Below are 17,232 nucleotides of genomic sequence, written 5' to 3'. Positions count from 1 at the left end.
GGCGCGCGCCGCTGCCAGCCCCAGTTTCCTTTTAATCCCTTACTCGAAAACACACGCTGCATGGAACCGATCAAAGTTGGACTGCTGGGCTTCGGCACGGTAGGCAGCGGCACCTTCACGGTACTGCGCCGCAATCAGGAAGAAATCAAACGCCGCGCGGGCCGCGGCATTGAGATTGCGCGCATTGCCGTGCGCAATCCCGCCAAGGCGACCGCCGTGCTTGGCAGCGAAGCCGGCACCGTGGCGCTGACCGATGACTTCAACGCGGTGGTGGACGATCCGTCGATCGATATCATCGCGGAAATGATCGGCGGCACGGGCGTGGCGCGCGACCTCGTCCTGCGCGCGATCAAGAACCGCAAGCATGTGGTCACCGCCAACAAGGCGCTGCTCGCCGTGCACGGTACGGAGATTTTCGAAGCGGCGCGCGCCAACGGCGTGATGGTGGCGTTCGAGGCGGCGGTGGCGGGTGGCATTCCGATCATCAAGGCGTTGCGCGAAGGGCTTACGGCCAATCGTATCCAGTACATCGCCGGCATCATCAACGGCACGACGAACTACATCCTCTCGGAGATGCGCGACCGCGGGCTCGATTTCGCGACTGCGCTGAAAGCCGCGCAGGAGCTGGGTTATGCCGAAGCCGATCCGACCTTCGACATCGAAGGCGTGGACGCCGCCCACAAGGCGACGATCATGAGCGCGATCGCGTTCGGCGTGCCGGTGCAGTTCGACAAGGCGTACGTCGAAGGCATCAGCAAACTGGCGGCAATCGACATCAAATACGCTGAAGAACTTGGCTACCGCATCAAGCTGCTTGGCATCTCGCGCCGTACGGACAAGGGCATCGAATTGCGCGTGCATCCCACGCTGATTCCGGAAAAACGCCTGCTGGCGAACGTGGAAGGGGCGATGAACGCGGTCGTCGTGCACGGCGACGCGGTGGGCTCCACGCTTTACTACGGCAAGGGCGCGGGCGCGGAGCCGACGGCTTCAGCCGTGGTGGCCGATCTGGTCGACGTGACGCGTCTGCATACGGCGGATCCGGAGCATCGCGTGCCGCATCTGGCGTTCCAGCCCGACAGCCTTTCGAGCACGCCGATCCTGCCGATCGACGAAGTGACGAGCGGCTACTACCTGCGCCTGCGCGTGGCCGACGTGACGGGCGTGCTGGCCGACATCACGCGCATCCTGGCGGACCGGGGCATTTCGATCGACGCGCTGCTGCAGAAGGAATCGGAGCAGGTCGACGCGAACGGCAAGGGCGAAACCGACATCATCCTGATTACGCACGAAACGGTTGAAAAGAACGTCAACGCGGCGATCAAGACGATCGAAGCGCTGAAGACCGTTGTCTCGCAAGTCACGAAGCTGCGCATGGAAGCGCTGAACTAGGCCGAATATGAACTACCTCTCTACGCGCGGCGCCGGAGCCGGTGAGCGCCATACGTTTTCCGACATTCTGCTGGGCGGTCTTGCGAAAGACGGCGGCCTGTACCTGCCGGCGGAATATCCGCGCGTCACGGCTGACGAGCTGGCGCGCTGGCGCACGCTGCCTTACGCGGATCTCGCGTTCGAAATCCTGTCGAAATTCAGCGACGACATCCCCGCCGAAGACCTGCGCGCCCTGACGCGCAAGACCTACACGGCCGAGACGTATTGCCACGTGCGCGACGACGAAAGCGCCGCGCAGATCACGCCGTTGAAGACGCTGGGCGTCGAGAACGGCGCGCCGCTGTCGCTGCTGGAACTGTCGAACGGTCCGACGCTCGCGTTCAAGGACATGGCGATGCAGCTGATCGGCAACCTGTTCGAGTACGCGCTGGCCAGACACGGCGAAACGCTGAACATTCTGGGCGCAACCTCGGGCGACACCGGCAGCGCAGCGGAATACGCGATGCGCGGCAAGAAGGGCATCAGCGTCTTCATGCTCTCGCCGCATAAGAAAATGAGCGCGTTCCAGACTGCACAGATGTACAGCCTGCAGGACCCGAACATTTTCAACATCGCGGTCGAAGGCGTATTCGACGACGCCCAGGACATCGTAAAGGCGGTCTCGAACGATCACGCGTTCAAGGCGAAGTACAAGATCGGCACGGTCAACTCGATTAACTGGGCGCGTGTGGTGGCGCAAGTCGTGTACTACTTCAAGGGCTACTTTGCCGCGACGAAGTCGAACGACGAGCGCGTCTCGTTCACGGTGCCGTCGGGCAATTTCGGCAACGTGTGCGCGGGTCACATCGCACGCATGATGGGTCTGCCGATCGAGAAGCTGGTGGTCGCGACGAACGAAAACGACGTGTTGGACGAGTTCTTCCGCACCGGCATTTACCGCGTGCGCAAGGCGGCTGAGACGTACCACACGAGCAGCCCGAGCATGGACATTTCGAAGGCATCGAACTTCGAGCGTTTCGTGTTCGACCTGCTGGGCCGCGACCCGGCGCGCGTGCTGCAGCTGTTCCGCGACGTCGAAGAGAAGGGCGGTTTCGACCTGGCGGCGAGCGGTGATTTTGCGCGCGTGAAGGAGTTCGGATTCGTATCTGGCCGCAGCAGCCACGAGGACCGCGTGGACGCGATCCGCGACGTCTTCGAGCGTTACGACACGATGATCGACACGCACACGGCAGACGGCCTGAAGGTGGCACGCGAGCATTTGCAGGCCGGCATCCCAATGATCGTGCTGGAGACGGCGCAACCGATCAAGTTCGGCGAAACGATCCGCGAAGCGCTGCTACGCGAACCGGAGCGCCCAGCCGCATTCTCGGGCCTGGAATCGCTACCGCAGCGATTCGAAGTACTGCCGGCGGACGCGCAGCGCGTGAAGGACTACATCGTCGCAAACACGAGCGAGTAACACCGCGAGCATCGAGCGCGACGGAGTCGCGCTCGATGCGATGGGCGACGGGCGAGATTGGTTTGAAGATATACTCGTCGGCGCGCGCAGCGCCGCCGGAAGTATGACGCCCTTGTCACTGGCGCGTGCAGGTGCACGAACCCAGATTCCAGATGCACCACTACCCGTGGCAGACCACGGCGCCCACTTAGCAGGGGCTTCTAGCCGCTTTCTTTGCTTATCTTTCTTTGCGGCGGCAAAGAAAGTAAGTGCCGCCCCGCACAGGGGCAACGCTAATAGACCACTAACAATGCAAGGAAAGGCACCAAAGCCAGAACAAGGAAAGCCCAAAGCCCCAGGAACACGGACAAACAACCGCCGAGCAGGCAAAAAAACCACCATAACACCCACCCGCCACCGGCCCCCATGCTCGACCGCTACAATATTCCTTTAACCAGCGGCTTCGAGACCAAAAGATGTCCACCCCAACGCCCCGCGCCCCGATGCTCTCCACTGCCGAAGCGTTGGCGACCTTGCTCAGCGCAGCGAGCCCGATCCCCGGTACGGAATCGATCCCCACGCTAGACGCCCTCAACCGCGTGCTATCGGCAGACGTCACGTCACCGCTCGACGTCCCCCCCATGAACACCAGTTCAATGGACGGCTACGCGATCCGCACAGAAGATCTGGCAACCGACGGCAAGCGCCGCCTGCCGGTCTCGCAACGTATTCCAGCCGGCCACGCGCCCGAGCCGTTAAAACCCGGCACGGCAGCCCGCATCTTCACTGGCGCTACGGTGCCGCCGGGCGCCGACGCCATCGTGATGCAGGAGCAAACCGAGGCCACCGGCAACGAAGTCACGATCCTGCACAGCCCGGCACCTGGCGAATGGATCACGGCCCAAGGCGCGGACATCCGCAGCGGCTCGACCATCCTTCCAGCCGGCACACGCCTGACGCCGCAGGCATTGGGACTTGCAGCCTCAGTCGGCTGCGCCGAACTCAACGTGCGCCGCCGCGTAAAAGTCGCCGTGTTCTTCACCGGCGACGAACTGACCATGCCTGGCGAGCCGCTGAAACCCGGCGCGATCTACAACTCGAACCGTTTCACGCTGCGCGGCCTGCTGGAAAAGCTGGGCTGTGAGGTGACCGACTACGGCATCGTCTCCGACAAACTCGACGCGACCCGCGCAACGTTGCGCGAAGCCGCGCAAGCGCACGATCTGATCCTCACTTGCGGCGGCGTGTCGGTTGGCGAGGAAGATCACGTCAAGCCGGCAGTCGAGGCCGAAGGGCGCCTGTCGATGTGGCAGATCGCGATGAAACCCGGCAAGCCTCTCGCTTTCGGCGCGGTGCGCCGTGCCGCGCAGCAGGCAGACGCGGCTGCCTCAGCCTCAGCCGAAACCTTCTTCATCGGTCTGCCGGGCAATCCGGTTTCCAGCTTCGCGACCTTTTTGCTGTTCGTCCGCCCGTTCGTTCTGCTTCTGGCCGGCATGCAGACGGTGGCGCCGCGCGCGCTGTCGCTGCGCGCGGATTTCACGCAGAAGAAGGCCGACCGCCGCAACGAATTCCTGCGCGCGCGCATCAATCCGGCCGGCGGCCTCGATCTGTTTCCGAATCAGAGCTCGGCCGTCCTGACGTCGACCGTGTGGGGCGACGGCCTGATCGACAATCCACCGAACCACGCGATCAGCGCCGGCGAGACTGTGCGTTTCATCCCCTTTTCCGAATTGCTGAACTGAGGCCGGCGAACGCCGGCGGTTTCCCGATGAAGATTCAACTCCGATATTTTGCAAGCGTACGCGAAGCGCTCGAAACAGCCGACGAAACGGTTGATCTGCCGGACGGCATCGCGACCGTCGGCGACGTGCGCGCCTGGTTGCGCGTGCGCGGTGGCATCTGGGCCGATACCCTTGCCGAAGGCCGCGCGCTGCGCATGGCCTGCAATCACGTGATGACAGATGCCGGCACGCGCGTCACCGAAGGTTGCGAAGTCGCGTTCTTTCCGCCCGTCACGGGTGGTTAGGCGCGTCGAATTACCGCTAAGAACTCGCCAAATCACGCTAAACATCGTCTAACCGCCAAGGAGTCGAAGATGCCCGTTCGCGTCCAGACGGAAGATTTCGACCTCACTGCCGAGGTCGCCGCGTTGCGCGCACGCAATCCAAAAATCGGCGCAGTGGCCTGTTTTGTCGGCACCGTGCGCGACCTGAACGACGGCAGCACGGTTGAAACGATGGAGCTCGAGCACTATCCGGGCATGACGGAGAAATCGCTGGAAGCGATCGTCGTGAGCGCGCGCGAGCGTTGGCCGGGGATCGAGGTGCTGATCGTGCATCGGGTCGGCAAGCTCTATCCGCTCGACCAGATCGTGCTGGTGGCGACCACCGCCGCGCATCGGGGTGACGCCTTCGCGTCGTGCGAGTTCGTGATGGACTACCTGAAGACCCAGGCGCCGTTCTGGAAGAAAGAGAAAACCGAAGAGGGCGAGCGCTGGGTGGATGCCCGCGTCGCCGACGACGCGGCGCTGGCCCGGTGGGGTATCGAGTCGGGTAACCAGGAAGAGGATTAGGAGGGCGCCGGGTTTCAAGCCACGAAGCTGACTGGGCGGCGCGCCCAGGGCGCTTCGGCGCATCTTCGGTGCAAGTTCGGGTGCCTGCAAAGGCCCCTTCAACGCATCATGGCCGTCGTGCTGTCGTGAGCCACCGCTTGGGCATCTCCGTCAGTCAGGCTTCGCCTTGCCGATGATCCTCGTCGGGAACGGCTCCGCAGGTCGCCGCGCCGAGGCGCCCGGTGCATGCGCTTCGTGCGGGTCATCGCCGCGCGGACGTTTCGGCGCGACGCGCTCCAGCAACGCCTGCTGCTCCGCCGGAATCTTGTAATCCCAGCCGAAGCGGCTCAACTGCAAACTCTGCGCGATACGCAGCGCCGGCTCCATGAAGCGGACCGCGGCAGCCGGCTGATAGCGCGACTCCACCGTATCCAGAAACAGATACAGCCAGCGGCTGAAATGCTGCGGCTCGACGCCTTCGAGCGGCTGATGGGCCTGCTGTACGTTACCGCGGTATTGCTTCGCGCCCAGCACAAGACTGCCCCAGAACGTGCACATCTTGGGCAAGTGGTCGTCCCAACGGCCCGCCAGCGTCGCCTCGAACACGGGGCCCAGAAGCGGATCGGCGCGCACGCGGTCGTAAAAACCGTAGACGAGCTCGCGAATATTCGCCTCAGTGGGTTCGGCGTTGCGCTCGACAACCGGTGCGGCGGGAAAAGACGGATTCATGCAAATTCCAGAGAATGTCGTTATTCATTATGAATCGCCACATGGCGCCACAGACCGTCAGGAATGACCTCAAACTGTGTCCAAACAAAAGGAAGTAGGCCACGAATGCCCCGCTTTTCGTATGAATGGCCCGTGCGGGAAACGTTACCATTACTGCCGAAAGACAAACACCGACTGTCAGCGCAAAATAAGAAAACATGCGTATCGCCAGCATCTTATGGCGAAGCGACAGCCCCCGGCAACCCTTGCATCGACGCGGTTATCCCCCGGATCGCGGCTTGCGCTCATCGTGGCACCTGCACTTATGAGACTGACCGACTATACGGATTACTCACTGCGCGTCCTGCTGTACCTCACCGTCCGCGGTGAAGGCTTATCAACCATTCAGGACATCTCGGACGCGTACGGGATATCCAAGAACCATTTGATGAAGGTGGTGCAGCAACTCGGTGAACTCGGCTGGGTCGAGACCGTGCGAGGGCGAAACGGCGGCCTGCGGCTCGCCGAACAAACCAGCGCCTTGACCGTTGGCGAGATTGTGCGGGCCACGGAAAGTGACTTTGCGCTGGTCGGCTGCTTCCCGGACCAGCAAGGTGAGCGCCGCGCCTGTGTCATTACACCGCACTGCCGTCTGCGCGGCGCGCTCGAGGCGGCGCGCAACGCGTTCCTCGCCGAACTCGACCGTCACACCATCGGCGAGGTTGCAATGCCGCACGGCCCGCTGGCTGCGCTGCTTGGGTTAAGCACCGTCATCCCGATCGTGCCGGTCGCTTCTGCTGGCGGCGCCACGCCGGCCTCCTGAAACCTGCGGGCAAATTCTCGCGCGTCAAATGTTAAATAGTTGTTGCTGATTGCAAAAAAGCGCTTGAAACCTGCGTAAAACGCCTCAATTTGGTGGTAATTGAAATTGGAGGTCTCTTGATGAGAATCGACAAACTTACCACTAAATTCCAGGAAGCACTGGCCGACGCGCAGAGTCTGGCCGTCGGTCACGATAATCAATACATCGAACCAGTTCATGTCCTGTCGGCGCTCGTCGCCCAGCAGGATGGGTCGGCGCGTTCGCTGCTCTCGCGTGCCGGCGTGCACGTCCAGGCGCTGCAAACCGCGCTGAACGACGCGATCACGCGCCTGCCGCAAGTGCAGGGCACCGACGGCAACGTACAGATCGGCCGCGAGCTGACCGGCTTGCTGAACCAGGCGGACAAGGAAGCACAAAAACTCAACGACACGTTCATCGCGAGCGAGATGTTCCTGCTCGCGGTCGCCGACGATAAAGGCGAGGCCGGCCGTCTCGCGCGTCAGCACGGTCTGTCGCGCAAGTCGCTGGAAAGCGCGATCGCGGCGGTGCGCGGCGGCTCGCAAGTGCATAGCCAGGACGCCGAAAGCCAGCGTGAAGCGCTGAAAAAGTACACCGTCGACCTGACCGAGCGTGCGCGGGCCGGCAAGCTCGACCCCGTCATCGGCCGCGACGACGAAATTCGCCGCTCGATCCAGATCCTGCAGCGTCGCACCAAGAACAATCCGGTGCTGATCGGTGAGCCGGGCGTGGGCAAGACCGCGATCGTCGAAGGCCTCGCGCAGCGTATCGTCAACGGCGAAGTGCCGGAAACGCTGAAAGGAAAGCGCGTGCTGTCCTTGGACATGGCGGCATTGCTGGCCGGCGCGAAATACCGCGGCGAGTTCGAAGAACGCCTGAAGGCCGTGCTGAGCGACATTGCGAAAGACGAAGGCCAGACCATCGTCTTCATCGACGAAATTCACACGATGGTCGGTGCGGGCAAGGCCGAAGGCGCAATGGATGCCGGCAACATGCTCAAGCCGGCGCTTTCGCGCGGCGAACTGCATTGCGTTGGCGCCACCACGCTCGATGAATATCGCAAGTACATCGAAAAAGATGCCGCGCTCGAGCGCCGTTTCCAGAAGGTGCTGGTCGACGAACCGTCGGTCGAAGCCACCATCGCGATCCTGCGCGGTTTGCAGGAAAAGTACGAGCTGCATCATGGCGTCGACATCACCGATCCGGCGATCGTCGCGGCAGCCGAACTGTCGCATCGCTACATCACGGATCGTTTTTTGCCGGACAAGGCCATCGACCTGATCGACGAAGCCGCTTCGAAGATCAAGATGGAAATCGACTCGAAGCCGGAAGAGATGGATCGGCTCGACCGTCGTTTGATCCAGTTGAAGATCGAGCGCGAAGCCGTCAAGAAGGAAAAGGACGAAGCGTCGCAAAAGCGTCTGCAACTGATCGAAGAAGAAATCGAGCGGCTGGATCGCGAATATTCGGACCTCGAAGAAATCTGGACCGCGGAAAAAGCGGCGGTGCAGGGCAGCGCGCAGTTGAAGGAAGACATTGAAAAAACGCGCGCGGAAATCGTTCGCCTGCAGCGTGAAGGCAAGCTGGAAAAAGTCGCCGAGTTGCAGTACGGCAAGCTGCCGGGTCTTGAAGCGCAGTTGAAGGAAGTGACCCAGGCCGAAGCGAAAGAGCAGAACAATCCGACGCGTCCGCGCCTGTTGCGCACGCAGGTCGGCGCGGAAGAAATCGCTGAAGTCGTCTCGCGTTCCACCGGCATTCCGGTGTCGCGCATGATGCAGGGCGAGCGCGAAAAGCTGCTGCAGATCGAAGAGAAACTGCATGACCGCGTGGTCGGTCAGGACGAAGCGATCACCGCGGTGGCCGATGCGATTCGCCGTTCACGCGCGGGTCTCGCGGATCCGAACCGGCCGTATGGCTCGTTCCTGTTCCTTGGCCCGACCGGCGTGGGCAAGACCGAGTTGTGCAAGGCGCTGGCGTCGTTCCTGTTCGATTCGGAAGATCATCTGATCCGTATCGACATGAGCGAATTCATGGAGAAGCATAGCGTCGCGCGTTTGATTGGCGCGCCGCCGGGCTACGTCGGCTATGAGGAAGGGGGTTACCTGACCGAAGCCGTGCGCCGCAAGCCGTACAGCGTGATTCTGCTGGACGAAATCGAGAAGGCGCATCCGGACGTGTTCAACGTCCTGCTGCAAGTGCTCGACGACGGCCGCATGACCGACGGACAAGGTCGTACCGTGGACTTCAAGAACACGGTGATCGTGATGACGTCGAACCTCGGTTCGCAGGTGATCCAGGCGATGGTCGGCGAGCCGCAGGAAGCGGTGAAGGACGCGGTCTGGGAAGAAGTGAAGCTGCACTTCCGGCCCGAGTTCCTGAACCGGATCGACGACGTCGTGGTGTTCCATGCGCTCGACCGTTCGAACATCCAGTCGATCGCGCGGATTCAGCTGCAACGTCTGCATGAACGGCTTGCCAAGCTCGACATGCAACTGGTGGTGTCGGACGCGGCGCTCGAGCACGTCGGCAAGGTCGGCTACGATCCGTTGTTCGGGGCACGGCCGTTGAAGCGCGCAATCCAGCAGGAGATTGAGAACCCGGTCGCCAAGCTGATACTCGCCGGCAAGTTCGGTCCGAAGGATGTGATTCCGGTCGAAGTGGAAGACGGCAAGCTGGTGTTCGACCGCGTCGTGCACTAAGCGAGACGCGTTAGGCCAAGGATGGAACGGCAGTGGCTGGGCCGTTCCAGCCAACGTCAAAAAGCGGCAACGAAGGTGACTTCGTTGCCGCTTTTTTTTCGCCTGCTTTCGTCTGCTACAGGGCGATGACGGGTGACGCAGCTTACGCGTTGCCCTTGCCAAACAGCGCCGACAGGCCGCCGAGCGCGCCTAGCACCGTCGTCGAATTGAGCTTGCCTTCAGCGGGGACTTCGCCGTCGGGCGTCGCCGCGTTGACGACGTGCGGCAGAATCTGCGAGAGCAGACCGGTGACCTGATCCGGTTGCACGCCGGCCTTCGCCGCGAGGTTGGTGACGACGTCCGACCCAAGCACGCTGTGCAGGGCGTCGGGCGAGATCGCCTGGTTCTCGCCGTTGCTAACCCACGACGACACGACGTCGCCGAGGCCCTTTTCCTTGAAGCTGCTGATCAGGCCATTCAGGCCGCCCGGCTGGTTGTTGACGAATTCCAGCGCGGCTGAAATGAGGGCTTGCTGGCCACCGCCTTCAGGCGATTTGCCAACCAGGGAACCGATAGTGTCGAGTAGGCTCATGACGGTCTCTCTTGAATGCCGACCCGTGTTTGACGAGCCAGCGGGTGAAAACGCCGCGCGGTCGCGCGGCGCCGGTGGAAGGAAGGTAGACGGGAGCGGGGCCGCGCTTATGTATGCATCACGCGCGTATCGCACGTGACCAGCGTGGCCGCCATGCGGCCGGTACTCAACCCGATTTACGCCCCGCCAGAGGCTGCCGCAGCCGATGCAGCCTTGCTCTTCTTTGCCTTCTTCTTCGAAGCCTTGGTGCCGGATGCGTCGGCCGGCGCGCTGGCAGCGGCCGCTGTAGCCGGCGCGGAAGCAGCCGCTGCGTCGGACGCCGCGGCCTTGCTCTTCTTCGACTTCGACGCTTTGGTGCCGGATGCCTCCGTAGGCGCAGCCGTTGCCGCTGGAGTTGTTGTCGCGGCCGCGGTAGTCGCGGCAGGAGCGGCCGCCGGCGCCGCCTTGGTGCTGGCGGTGCTACTGGACTTCGCGGCAGCCTTGGCGCCCGTAGGCGGCGTGGACGAGCCGTTGATCGTCAGGCCGGCCGCTTCGAGATTGGTCACCGATTTGGTGCCGATGCCTTTGACGCGGGTGGCGAGATCATCGGCATCCTTGAACGGGCCGTTCTTGGTGCGTTCGTCGATGATCGCTTTCGCGTGCACCGGGCCGATACCCTTGACCGATTCGAGCGCCGCCTGATCGGCGGAATTCACTTCGACGGCCGCCGCAAATCCGGCCGACAGCGACAAAGCCAAAGCAACGCAAAGCATCAAAAGCTTCTTCAGCATGGCAAGCACTCCATTGAGGGCAAAAAAAGTTAGCCGCAAAGGGAAAACTCGGGACGACGCACCTTGTCAGCAGGCGCTGCGCTTAAGCATAGAACAAATTGCGCGCCCTTATTTGCGAACGCCGACGATTTATACCGATCGATTCATGACAAGTAAATCAGGCTGGACAATATTTGAAGCTTTTGCCTGGCGATTAAGCAGTTATGAGTTTATCGGTCCACCGTAAATAACGACAAGGCAGATAAATGACAGCGCCTTCTACTTGACTTAGAGTGCACTCGAAGTCCTAACCTGAGTTCCGTCATGTCGAAAATGTCAAAAGCACTCACCATCGGCGAGGTCGCCGCAACGATCGGCGTCTCTACTCACACGCTGCGTTATTACGAGCAGGCCGGCCTGATTCGGGCGGTCGGGCGCACGCAGGCGGGGCATCGCCTGTATTCGCCGGCCGATCTCGACTGGCTGCAGTTCGTGATGCGTCTGAAGGCGACCGGCATGCCGATCGCCGGGATGCAGGCGTTCGCGGCACTGCGGGCAGAAGGTCAGCCTACGGTGGGTGAGCGCCGCGACTTGCTGGTGGCGCATCGGGATGCGGTTTTGGCGCGGATCGCCGAGTTGCAGAGCAATCTCGGCGCGATCATCGACAAAATCGCCTATTACGAGACCGCTGAGCGGCAGCCCGCCGCGAGCACGCCGACACGACAGATCGACGAAACCCAATCACTTTCGCATTCGGACGAGGACTCACCATGGAACACGCACAAAACGATCGCTACACCCGGGGCTGGGACAAACTGAAGGAAATCGATGGCTCGACCGGCGAGCAGGTGATCGCCGCGCTTGCGCCGATCGCGCCGGATTTCGGACGCCTGCTGATCGAATTCGGCTTCGGCGATATTTACAGCCGGCCACAACTCGATTTGCGGGCGCGAGAAATCGCGACGATTGCCTCGCTGGCGACGCTCGGCTGCGCGCAACCGCAGTTGAAGGTTCATATCGAGGCGGCGTTGAACGTCGGCTGCACGCGCGAGGAGATCGTCGAGGTGTTCATGCAGATGGCACTCTATGCGGGCTTCCCGGCTGCGCTGAACGCGCTGTTCGCGGCAAGGGAGATTTTCGAACGGCGGGATCAGGCGCTGAAGGAAACACAAGCGGCTTGAGACAGGAGAGAAGGGCGGCTGCCAGGTGCGGCCGCTTTTTAGGGACTAAGACGCAACTAACGGTCAGCTATTGCGTGTCACTTCGACGTGGCGTGGGCGGTATGCCCTGAAAACCTGGCTAACATGGATGGGGCCGTTTCCTTCGGTATTGCGCGGCGGCTCCGAGAATCCGCTCGAACAATCCCGACAACCTGGCGGGCCCAGCAACTCCAGCAAGCTGATTGAGCCCAACAAGCCCCCAGGCCCCCAAGCCTCTCAAGCCTCTCAAGCCTCTCAAGCCGCCGAATCCACCCTGACCACCGCGTCGGCGCGCAAATACCGCTTGCTCACATCACGCCAATACAACAGCAATCCGATCCCGGCAATCGCCAGGCTCACCGTATTGGCGACCCAGAAACCGCGCGCGCCGGTCAGCCATTCCGGTGTGAAACCCGTGACATTGAAGCCAAGCAGATACCCGCCGCCCAGCCCCACGCCCCACAGCGCAACCGCATAGATAACGGTCGGCACGACCGCCACTTTGTACGCGCGCAGCACGAACGCGGTGGTGATCTGCAACGCATCGAACAGGTGATAGCACACGACGATCAGCACCAGCGGCATCGCCGCCGCCGCGACCTGCGCGTTCGGCGTATAGCCTTCGATCACATACGGCCGCAGCACCAGCACAATCGCGCCGTAACAGAAGGCGATTGCCACGGCCATCATGATGCCGTGCCGCGACAGCGTGCGCGCTGCTTGCGGGCGATGCGCGCCGAGCGCCTGGGCGACCAGCGTCGACGAGGCAATCCCGATTGCCAGCGGCGTCATATAGAGCACCGCACCGATGTTGCCGGCGATCTGGTGGCCGGCGAGCGTCGTCGTGCCGAAGCGCGCAATAAAGAGCGCCATGAACGTGTAGGAGGTGACTTCGATCAGGTACGACAGACCCATCGGAATGCCGAGGCGCAGCTGCGCCGCCTGCCGGCGCCAGACGGGCCAGCAGAAGTGCGCAAAGATCGCGAACGGCTTGAACACGTCGACGCGCGTCAACAGCAGCATCCCCACTACGGCCAGCCCCCAGTTGATCGTGGTGCTGGCAAGCGCGCAACCGGGTCCGCCGAGCGCCGGCACACCGAGTCCGCCAAAGATGAACCATGTGTTGAGCGGAACCTTGAGCAGCAGTGCGCCGATCTGCAGGATCATCACGAGCCGCGGTTTGCCGACGGCATTGGTGATCGAGCTATAGACGCGAAAGGCAAGGCCGGCCGGCAAGCCAAACGCCAGAATCTGCAGGTAGGCGACCGTGCGCTCATGCAGCGCTTCAGGCACGCGCGCGAGCTGCAGCACGCGCCCCGGAAAATAGAGAATCAGAAAGCCGATCACGGTCAACGCGAGCGCGAGCCACAAGGCCTGGCGCGCTTCCTCGCCGATCTCCGTGTAGCGGCGCGCGCCGTAGAGTTGCGCGGTGATCGGTTGCAGAGCCGTCAGGATGCCGGTCAGACCGATGTAGACGGAAATGTAGATCGACGAACCGAGGCCGAGCGCGGCGAGATCGACGGCCGAATAGCGCCCGACCATCGCCGTGTCGATCACGCCGAACGCGATGATCGCCAGTTGGCCGATCAGCACGGGCCATGCGAGCCCGGCGATTTTCCGTACGTCGGCGAACATGCTCAGTCCGGCTTCTTGTGCCAGCTGCGGCGTTTGACGACCGGCGGCTTCGGACGGTCGATCCGCACGTACAGGCGGAAGCGTTCGTCGCGGTCGGCCACGCGGCGGCCTTCCCACACCAGCTTCCACATGAAGTCCGACATCGCGCTCGGATCGCCGAAGTCCTGGGTGTCCTGACGCAGGATCACATCGCAATCCTGATTGAAGGAGAAATGCATGTCGCCGAAATAGGCGAAGGTCGCGATCTGCGCGTTACCGAGGCGCACCGGTGAGATGCAGGTGTAGTCCTCCGGCAAATGGCTCGCGATCTGTTCGGCGACGTCCTTATAGGTCCGGCTGTAGTTGACCACTGGCAGCCACAGCGTCATCAACAGCACCCACATCAGCGTCGTGCCGGCACTCGAGAGCACCACGCTGCGCCACAGGACTTTCGGATGACGAGCCAGACGCCATTGCACGAGGACGAACCAGCAGATCGTCACGGCGACCGCGCACACGAACGACAGAATCTTGAACTGCGGCGCGAAACCCGGGGCGAGACGCGCGAGGTTGCGCGCGAGCGGATGCGGGAAGCCGGTTAGCCCGGCCGCATACACCAGCCAGACGAAGCTGCCGAGAATCGTGAAGCTCAGCAGCGCGAACCAGTCGATTGCATTGATCGCGCCGCGCTTGAGCGTGGGCAGTGCGAAGGTGGCCAGCACCGCGAGCGGCGGCAACAGCAGCATGTAAAGCCGGTTTGACTGATGGCTCTGCAACACGACCAGCACGAGCAGCGGCCCGATCACCGACAGCGGCATCGCCACGTGCGGCGCGCGCCGCAGGCCCGACCAGCTGAACCATGCCCAAAGCGCCAGCGGCCAGGCCGGCCACGTGAAGAGCGGCAGGTTTTTGAGCGCGTAGGCGGCTACCGAGCCGGGCGGCCCGGCGAACGACGACAGGCTGACGTGCACCCATTGGTTCAGGTACCAGACGGCGTCGTCGGGAAAGGCGGCGAGCGCGGCGATCGGCCACGCTACCGACAGCACGAGCGCCACCGGCAAACCGGCCAGCAGCAGCCAGCGCGTACGCGCCTCGCGCACGACCAGCGCCATCGCCAGGGTCCCGAGCAAGAGCGCGCCGACCAGCACCGGGCTGCTTGCCAAGGTGACGAGGCCGAGCGCCAGGCCCCAGATCAGCGCGCCCTGAATGGGCTTGTCGATCATCCGCACGAGCCCGTACACGAGCATGGCGATGCCGAAGAACTGCGCGAGCTGCGGCGTGGTTTCGTGGCCACGTTCAGCAAGGCCGAAGCAGGCTAGCAGGATCAGCAGGGCGCCGTCGGCGAGGGTGCGGCCGTAGTCGCGCGGCTCCGGTTCGCCGCCGAATGCATATTTGAACGGCTGCACTTCGGCGCGCCGACCGAGCAGGTAGGCCGCATACCAGACGAACGCGCAGCCAGCGCAAAACAGCAGGCCCGTGAAGACGCGTGACGCGTTGCTCGCGTCGACCCACGGTGCGAGCGCGCGGATCGCACTGGCGCCGAGCCAGTAGCCGAGCGGGCCGTCTTCGGTCATGTATTTGCCGACCAGATTCGGCAGCAGCCAGTCGTGCGCGCTGCCGTTGGCCATCGTCCACATGACGCCAAAGCCGGCTGCGTCCTCGTTCTTCCACGGATCCCGGCCGAACAGGCCGAAAAATGCGTAGACGATACAGATGGTCAGCAGCAGCCAGCGCGGCAGTGCACTGGTCGCGGAGGCAGTGAGGCGAACGGCAGGTCTCATGCGGTGTGTGGATATCGGATAAGCGGTGCAGCCGGGACCGGATGGATTGTCCGGCGGGAATGGCCAATTTGGAGCATCCGGCATTGTAGTCGTGCCGTGCGATGCGCGTCACGGCTGGTAATGGCTCGCAACGTCATTGGGGTGCCTGTAACACGGCGCCGCGGTGGGCGACGAGGTGCGACGAGACGTCCGGGGTAAGAGGACAAAGAAGCGAGACAAGCAGGCGCGACGAACAAGCGGAGACAAAAAAGGGCAGCTCGCGCTGCCCTTTTTTGCTGCTGCTTCGTTGCGGGCCAAGGCCAGCGACGAGGCGGGTATTACTTCGCTGCTGCCTTGCCGGTAGCGCGCGAGCCGAACTTCTTGTTGAACTTCTCGACGCGGCCTGCCGTGTCCATGATCTTTTGTTGGCCGGTGTAGAACGGATGCGATTCCGACGATATTTCGATCTTGGCGAGCGGGTAAGTCTTGCCGTTGAATTCGGCGGTTTCACGCGTCTGGATGGTCGAGCGCGTCACAAACTTGAAGTCGATCGACATGTCGATGAACAGGACTTCGCGGTAATCCGGGTGAATGCCTTCTTTCATGGTCTTTCCTTTAATCTGGCGGTAGCCAACCCGCGAGCAGCCGCTACGAATGCGGACAGCATCTAGGCGCGAGCCACTTGCCTATGGTCGAAAAACGGCGATTATGCCAGAAAATCAGTCGCTTGACGACCTTTCTGCTAGCTTTTTGGCAGCCGCCTGCCTCGTTTTCGCCACGTTTCTGGTGCCGCCGCACGGGTTCGTACTGAGTGGGTAAATGGCGCGGCAGCCCTTATCCGGCGGGCGCTTGCGCGGCGGCGGCTTCAGGTCGGAGCGAATTCCAGCCCGATCCGCGCCGGATCCTGCCGGTAATACCGAGCCAGCAAGCGGTATAGCTCGGGATACTCCGCCTCGAGGGCCTGCGGCTGGACGAACAGCGCCTCGCTGCAAACGGCAAAAAATTCCGATGGATGGTCCGCCGCATACGGATCGATCAGCGAATCGCGTTCGAAGCGTGCCCAGCGGCGCTCCGGCACGGCGTCGACTTTGGCGCAGAAGTGGTCGTAGGCATGATCGAAAACGTCAGCCCACGCCTGTGAATCCAGCGGTGCATGCCAGCGCCGCATGAGCGGCGGATGGCCGTCCGCCTCGCCGGTCAGCATGTCGATCTTGTGCGCGAATTCGTGAATCACGACGTTGTAGGCGTCCGAGCCGTCCGTCATCTGCGCGTCTTCCCATGAGAGGATGACGGGGCCGCCTTCCCACGCTTCGCCGCTCGCGTCCTGCTCGACCTCGTGCACCACGCCGTCTTCGTCTTCGACCGTTTTGCGGATCACGAACTCGCCCGGATAGACGATCACGCCGACCCACCCGCGATACAGATCGAGGCTCAGGTTCAGCACCGGCAAACACGCTTGCGCGGCGATCGCCACGGTCATGGCGTCGGTCAACTCGAGCTCGTGCGCGGTCGAAAATTCTTTTTGCGCGATGAACAGGCTGGTCAGCTCGCGCAGACGCACGCGGTCCGGCGCCTCGAGGTGGGCGAGGAACGGCAGGCCGTCGAGCGTGGCCTGCCAAAGCGCGTCGTCGATCGCGTAGTCGCGCAGCGCGCGGTCGCGGCGGCGCGTGCCGAACCATTGGGTGAGTTTCGAGAGCATGGCCTGATGAA

17 protein-coding genes are annotated in these 17,232 nt (G+C 62.7%); 10 read left to right on the top strand and 7 right to left on the bottom strand.

All coding sequences use genetic code 11. The features are described from left to right. Nucleotides 1–60 precede the first annotated feature (60 nt). From KHO33_RS06445 to moaE, 5 genes are all read left to right on the top strand, one after another. The gene (locus tag KHO33_RS06445; protein WP_200564502.1) at nucleotides 61–1,392 is read left to right on the top strand and encodes a homoserine dehydrogenase; all 1,332 of its coding nucleotides are present in this window, start codon (nucleotides 61–63) and stop codon (nucleotides 1,390–1,392) included. 7 nt (nucleotides 1,393–1,399) lie between these two features. Next, on the top strand, nucleotides 1,400–2,851 hold the full coding sequence (gene thrC / locus KHO33_RS06440) for a threonine synthase (protein ID WP_200564503.1): 1,452 nt from the start codon (nucleotides 1,400–1,402) through the stop codon (nucleotides 2,849–2,851). Nucleotides 2,852–3,333: 482 nt separating this feature from the next. Continuing rightward, nucleotides 3,334–4,572 carry a molybdopterin molybdotransferase MoeA gene (locus KHO33_RS06435; protein ID WP_200564588.1) on the top strand — a complete coding sequence of 413 codons (1,239 nt, stop codon included), beginning with the start codon at nucleotides 3,334–3,336 and terminating at the stop codon, nucleotides 4,570–4,572. Nucleotides 4,573–4,598: 26 nt separating this feature from the next. After that, nucleotides 4,599–4,856: a molybdopterin converting factor subunit 1 gene (gene moaD / locus KHO33_RS06430; RefSeq protein ID WP_054039444.1), complete on the top strand. Its 258-nt coding sequence runs from the start codon at nucleotides 4,599–4,601 to the stop codon at nucleotides 4,854–4,856. A gap of 69 nt (nucleotides 4,857–4,925) precedes the next feature. Then, entirely contained in the window at nucleotides 4,926–5,402 is a 477-nt protein-coding gene (gene moaE / locus KHO33_RS06425) for a molybdopterin synthase catalytic subunit MoaE (RefSeq protein WP_054039446.1), read from the top strand. A 150-nt stretch (nucleotides 5,403–5,552) separates the two neighbouring features. Here the strand turns inward: moaE and KHO33_RS06420 are convergent, their stop codons facing one another. Further along, nucleotides 5,553–6,110, bottom strand: coding sequence for a group III truncated hemoglobin (locus tag KHO33_RS06420; RefSeq protein ID WP_054039448.1), 558 nt, complete (start codon nucleotides 6,108–6,110; stop codon nucleotides 5,553–5,555). A gap of 304 nt (nucleotides 6,111–6,414) precedes the next feature. Here KHO33_RS06420 and KHO33_RS06415 point away from each other — a divergent pair, with 304 nt between their 5' ends. Together KHO33_RS06415 and clpB are read left to right on the top strand one after the other, a co-directional pair. Then, nucleotides 6,415–6,912 carry an Rrf2 family transcriptional regulator gene (locus tag KHO33_RS06415; protein ID WP_054039450.1) on the top strand — a complete coding sequence of 166 codons (498 nt, stop codon included), beginning with the start codon at nucleotides 6,415–6,417 and terminating at the stop codon, nucleotides 6,910–6,912. A 119-nt stretch (nucleotides 6,913–7,031) separates the two neighbouring features. Beyond that, nucleotides 7,032–9,629, top strand: coding sequence for an ATP-dependent chaperone ClpB (clpB, locus tag KHO33_RS06410; RefSeq protein ID WP_093632636.1), 2,598 nt, complete (start codon nucleotides 7,032–7,034; stop codon nucleotides 9,627–9,629). A gap of 142 nt (nucleotides 9,630–9,771) precedes the next feature. On the opposite strand, the gene KHO33_RS06405 is transcribed toward clpB, so the two are convergent. Together KHO33_RS06405 and KHO33_RS06400 are read right to left on the bottom strand one after the other, a co-directional pair. Continuing rightward, nucleotides 9,772–10,335: a YidB family protein gene (locus KHO33_RS06405; protein ID WP_407946164.1), complete on the bottom strand. Its 564-nt coding sequence runs from the start codon at nucleotides 10,333–10,335 to the stop codon at nucleotides 9,772–9,774. 41 nt (nucleotides 10,336–10,376) lie between these two features. Further along, nucleotides 10,377–10,970, bottom strand: coding sequence for a ComEA family DNA-binding protein (locus KHO33_RS06400; protein ID WP_200564504.1), 594 nt, complete (start codon nucleotides 10,968–10,970; stop codon nucleotides 10,377–10,379). Between KHO33_RS06400 and KHO33_RS06395 the strand changes: the two genes are divergently transcribed. From KHO33_RS06395 to KHO33_RS06385, 3 genes are all read left to right on the top strand, one after another. Further along, nucleotides 10,969–11,196, top strand: coding sequence for a hypothetical protein (locus tag KHO33_RS06395; RefSeq protein ID WP_200564505.1), 228 nt, complete (start codon nucleotides 10,969–10,971; stop codon nucleotides 11,194–11,196). The genes KHO33_RS06400 and KHO33_RS06395 overlap by 2 nt on opposite strands. A gap of 77 nt (nucleotides 11,197–11,273) precedes the next feature. After that, nucleotides 11,274–11,768, top strand: coding sequence for a MerR family transcriptional regulator (locus KHO33_RS06390; RefSeq protein ID WP_054039456.1), 495 nt, complete (start codon nucleotides 11,274–11,276; stop codon nucleotides 11,766–11,768). Continuing rightward, on the top strand, nucleotides 11,720–12,130 hold the full coding sequence (locus KHO33_RS06385) for a carboxymuconolactone decarboxylase family protein (protein ID WP_054039458.1): 411 nt from the start codon (nucleotides 11,720–11,722) through the stop codon (nucleotides 12,128–12,130). Before KHO33_RS06390 ends, KHO33_RS06385 begins: the two co-directional genes overlap by 49 nt. A gap of 273 nt (nucleotides 12,131–12,403) precedes the next feature. On the opposite strand, the gene KHO33_RS06380 is transcribed toward KHO33_RS06385, so the two are convergent. From KHO33_RS06380 to KHO33_RS06365, 4 genes are all read right to left on the bottom strand, one after another. Continuing rightward, a complete protein-coding gene (locus tag KHO33_RS06380) occupies nucleotides 12,404–13,783 on the bottom strand; it encodes an MATE family efflux transporter (RefSeq protein ID WP_200564506.1) in 1,380 nt (459 codons plus the stop codon). A gap of 2 nt (nucleotides 13,784–13,785) precedes the next feature. Further along, entirely contained in the window at nucleotides 13,786–15,543 is a 1,758-nt protein-coding gene (locus tag KHO33_RS06375) for an ArnT family glycosyltransferase (protein ID WP_200564507.1), read from the bottom strand. Nucleotides 15,544–15,860: 317 nt separating this feature from the next. After that, complete coding sequence (locus KHO33_RS06370) at nucleotides 15,861–16,127, bottom strand: type B 50S ribosomal protein L31 (RefSeq protein ID WP_054039460.1); 267 nt, start codon at nucleotides 16,125–16,127, stop codon at nucleotides 15,861–15,863. A gap of 260 nt (nucleotides 16,128–16,387) precedes the next feature. Further along, nucleotides 16,388–17,221: a M90 family metallopeptidase gene (locus KHO33_RS06365; protein WP_054039462.1), complete on the bottom strand. Its 834-nt coding sequence runs from the start codon at nucleotides 17,219–17,221 to the stop codon at nucleotides 16,388–16,390. Nucleotides 17,222–17,232 lie beyond the last annotated feature (11 nt).

Origin of the sequence: Paraburkholderia nemoris, assembly GCF_905221015.1 — a bacterium.
Lineage (GTDB): Bacteria > Pseudomonadota > Gammaproteobacteria > Burkholderiales > Burkholderiaceae > Paraburkholderia > Paraburkholderia nemoris.
This window is presented reverse-complemented; position numbering and strand designations above follow the sequence as displayed.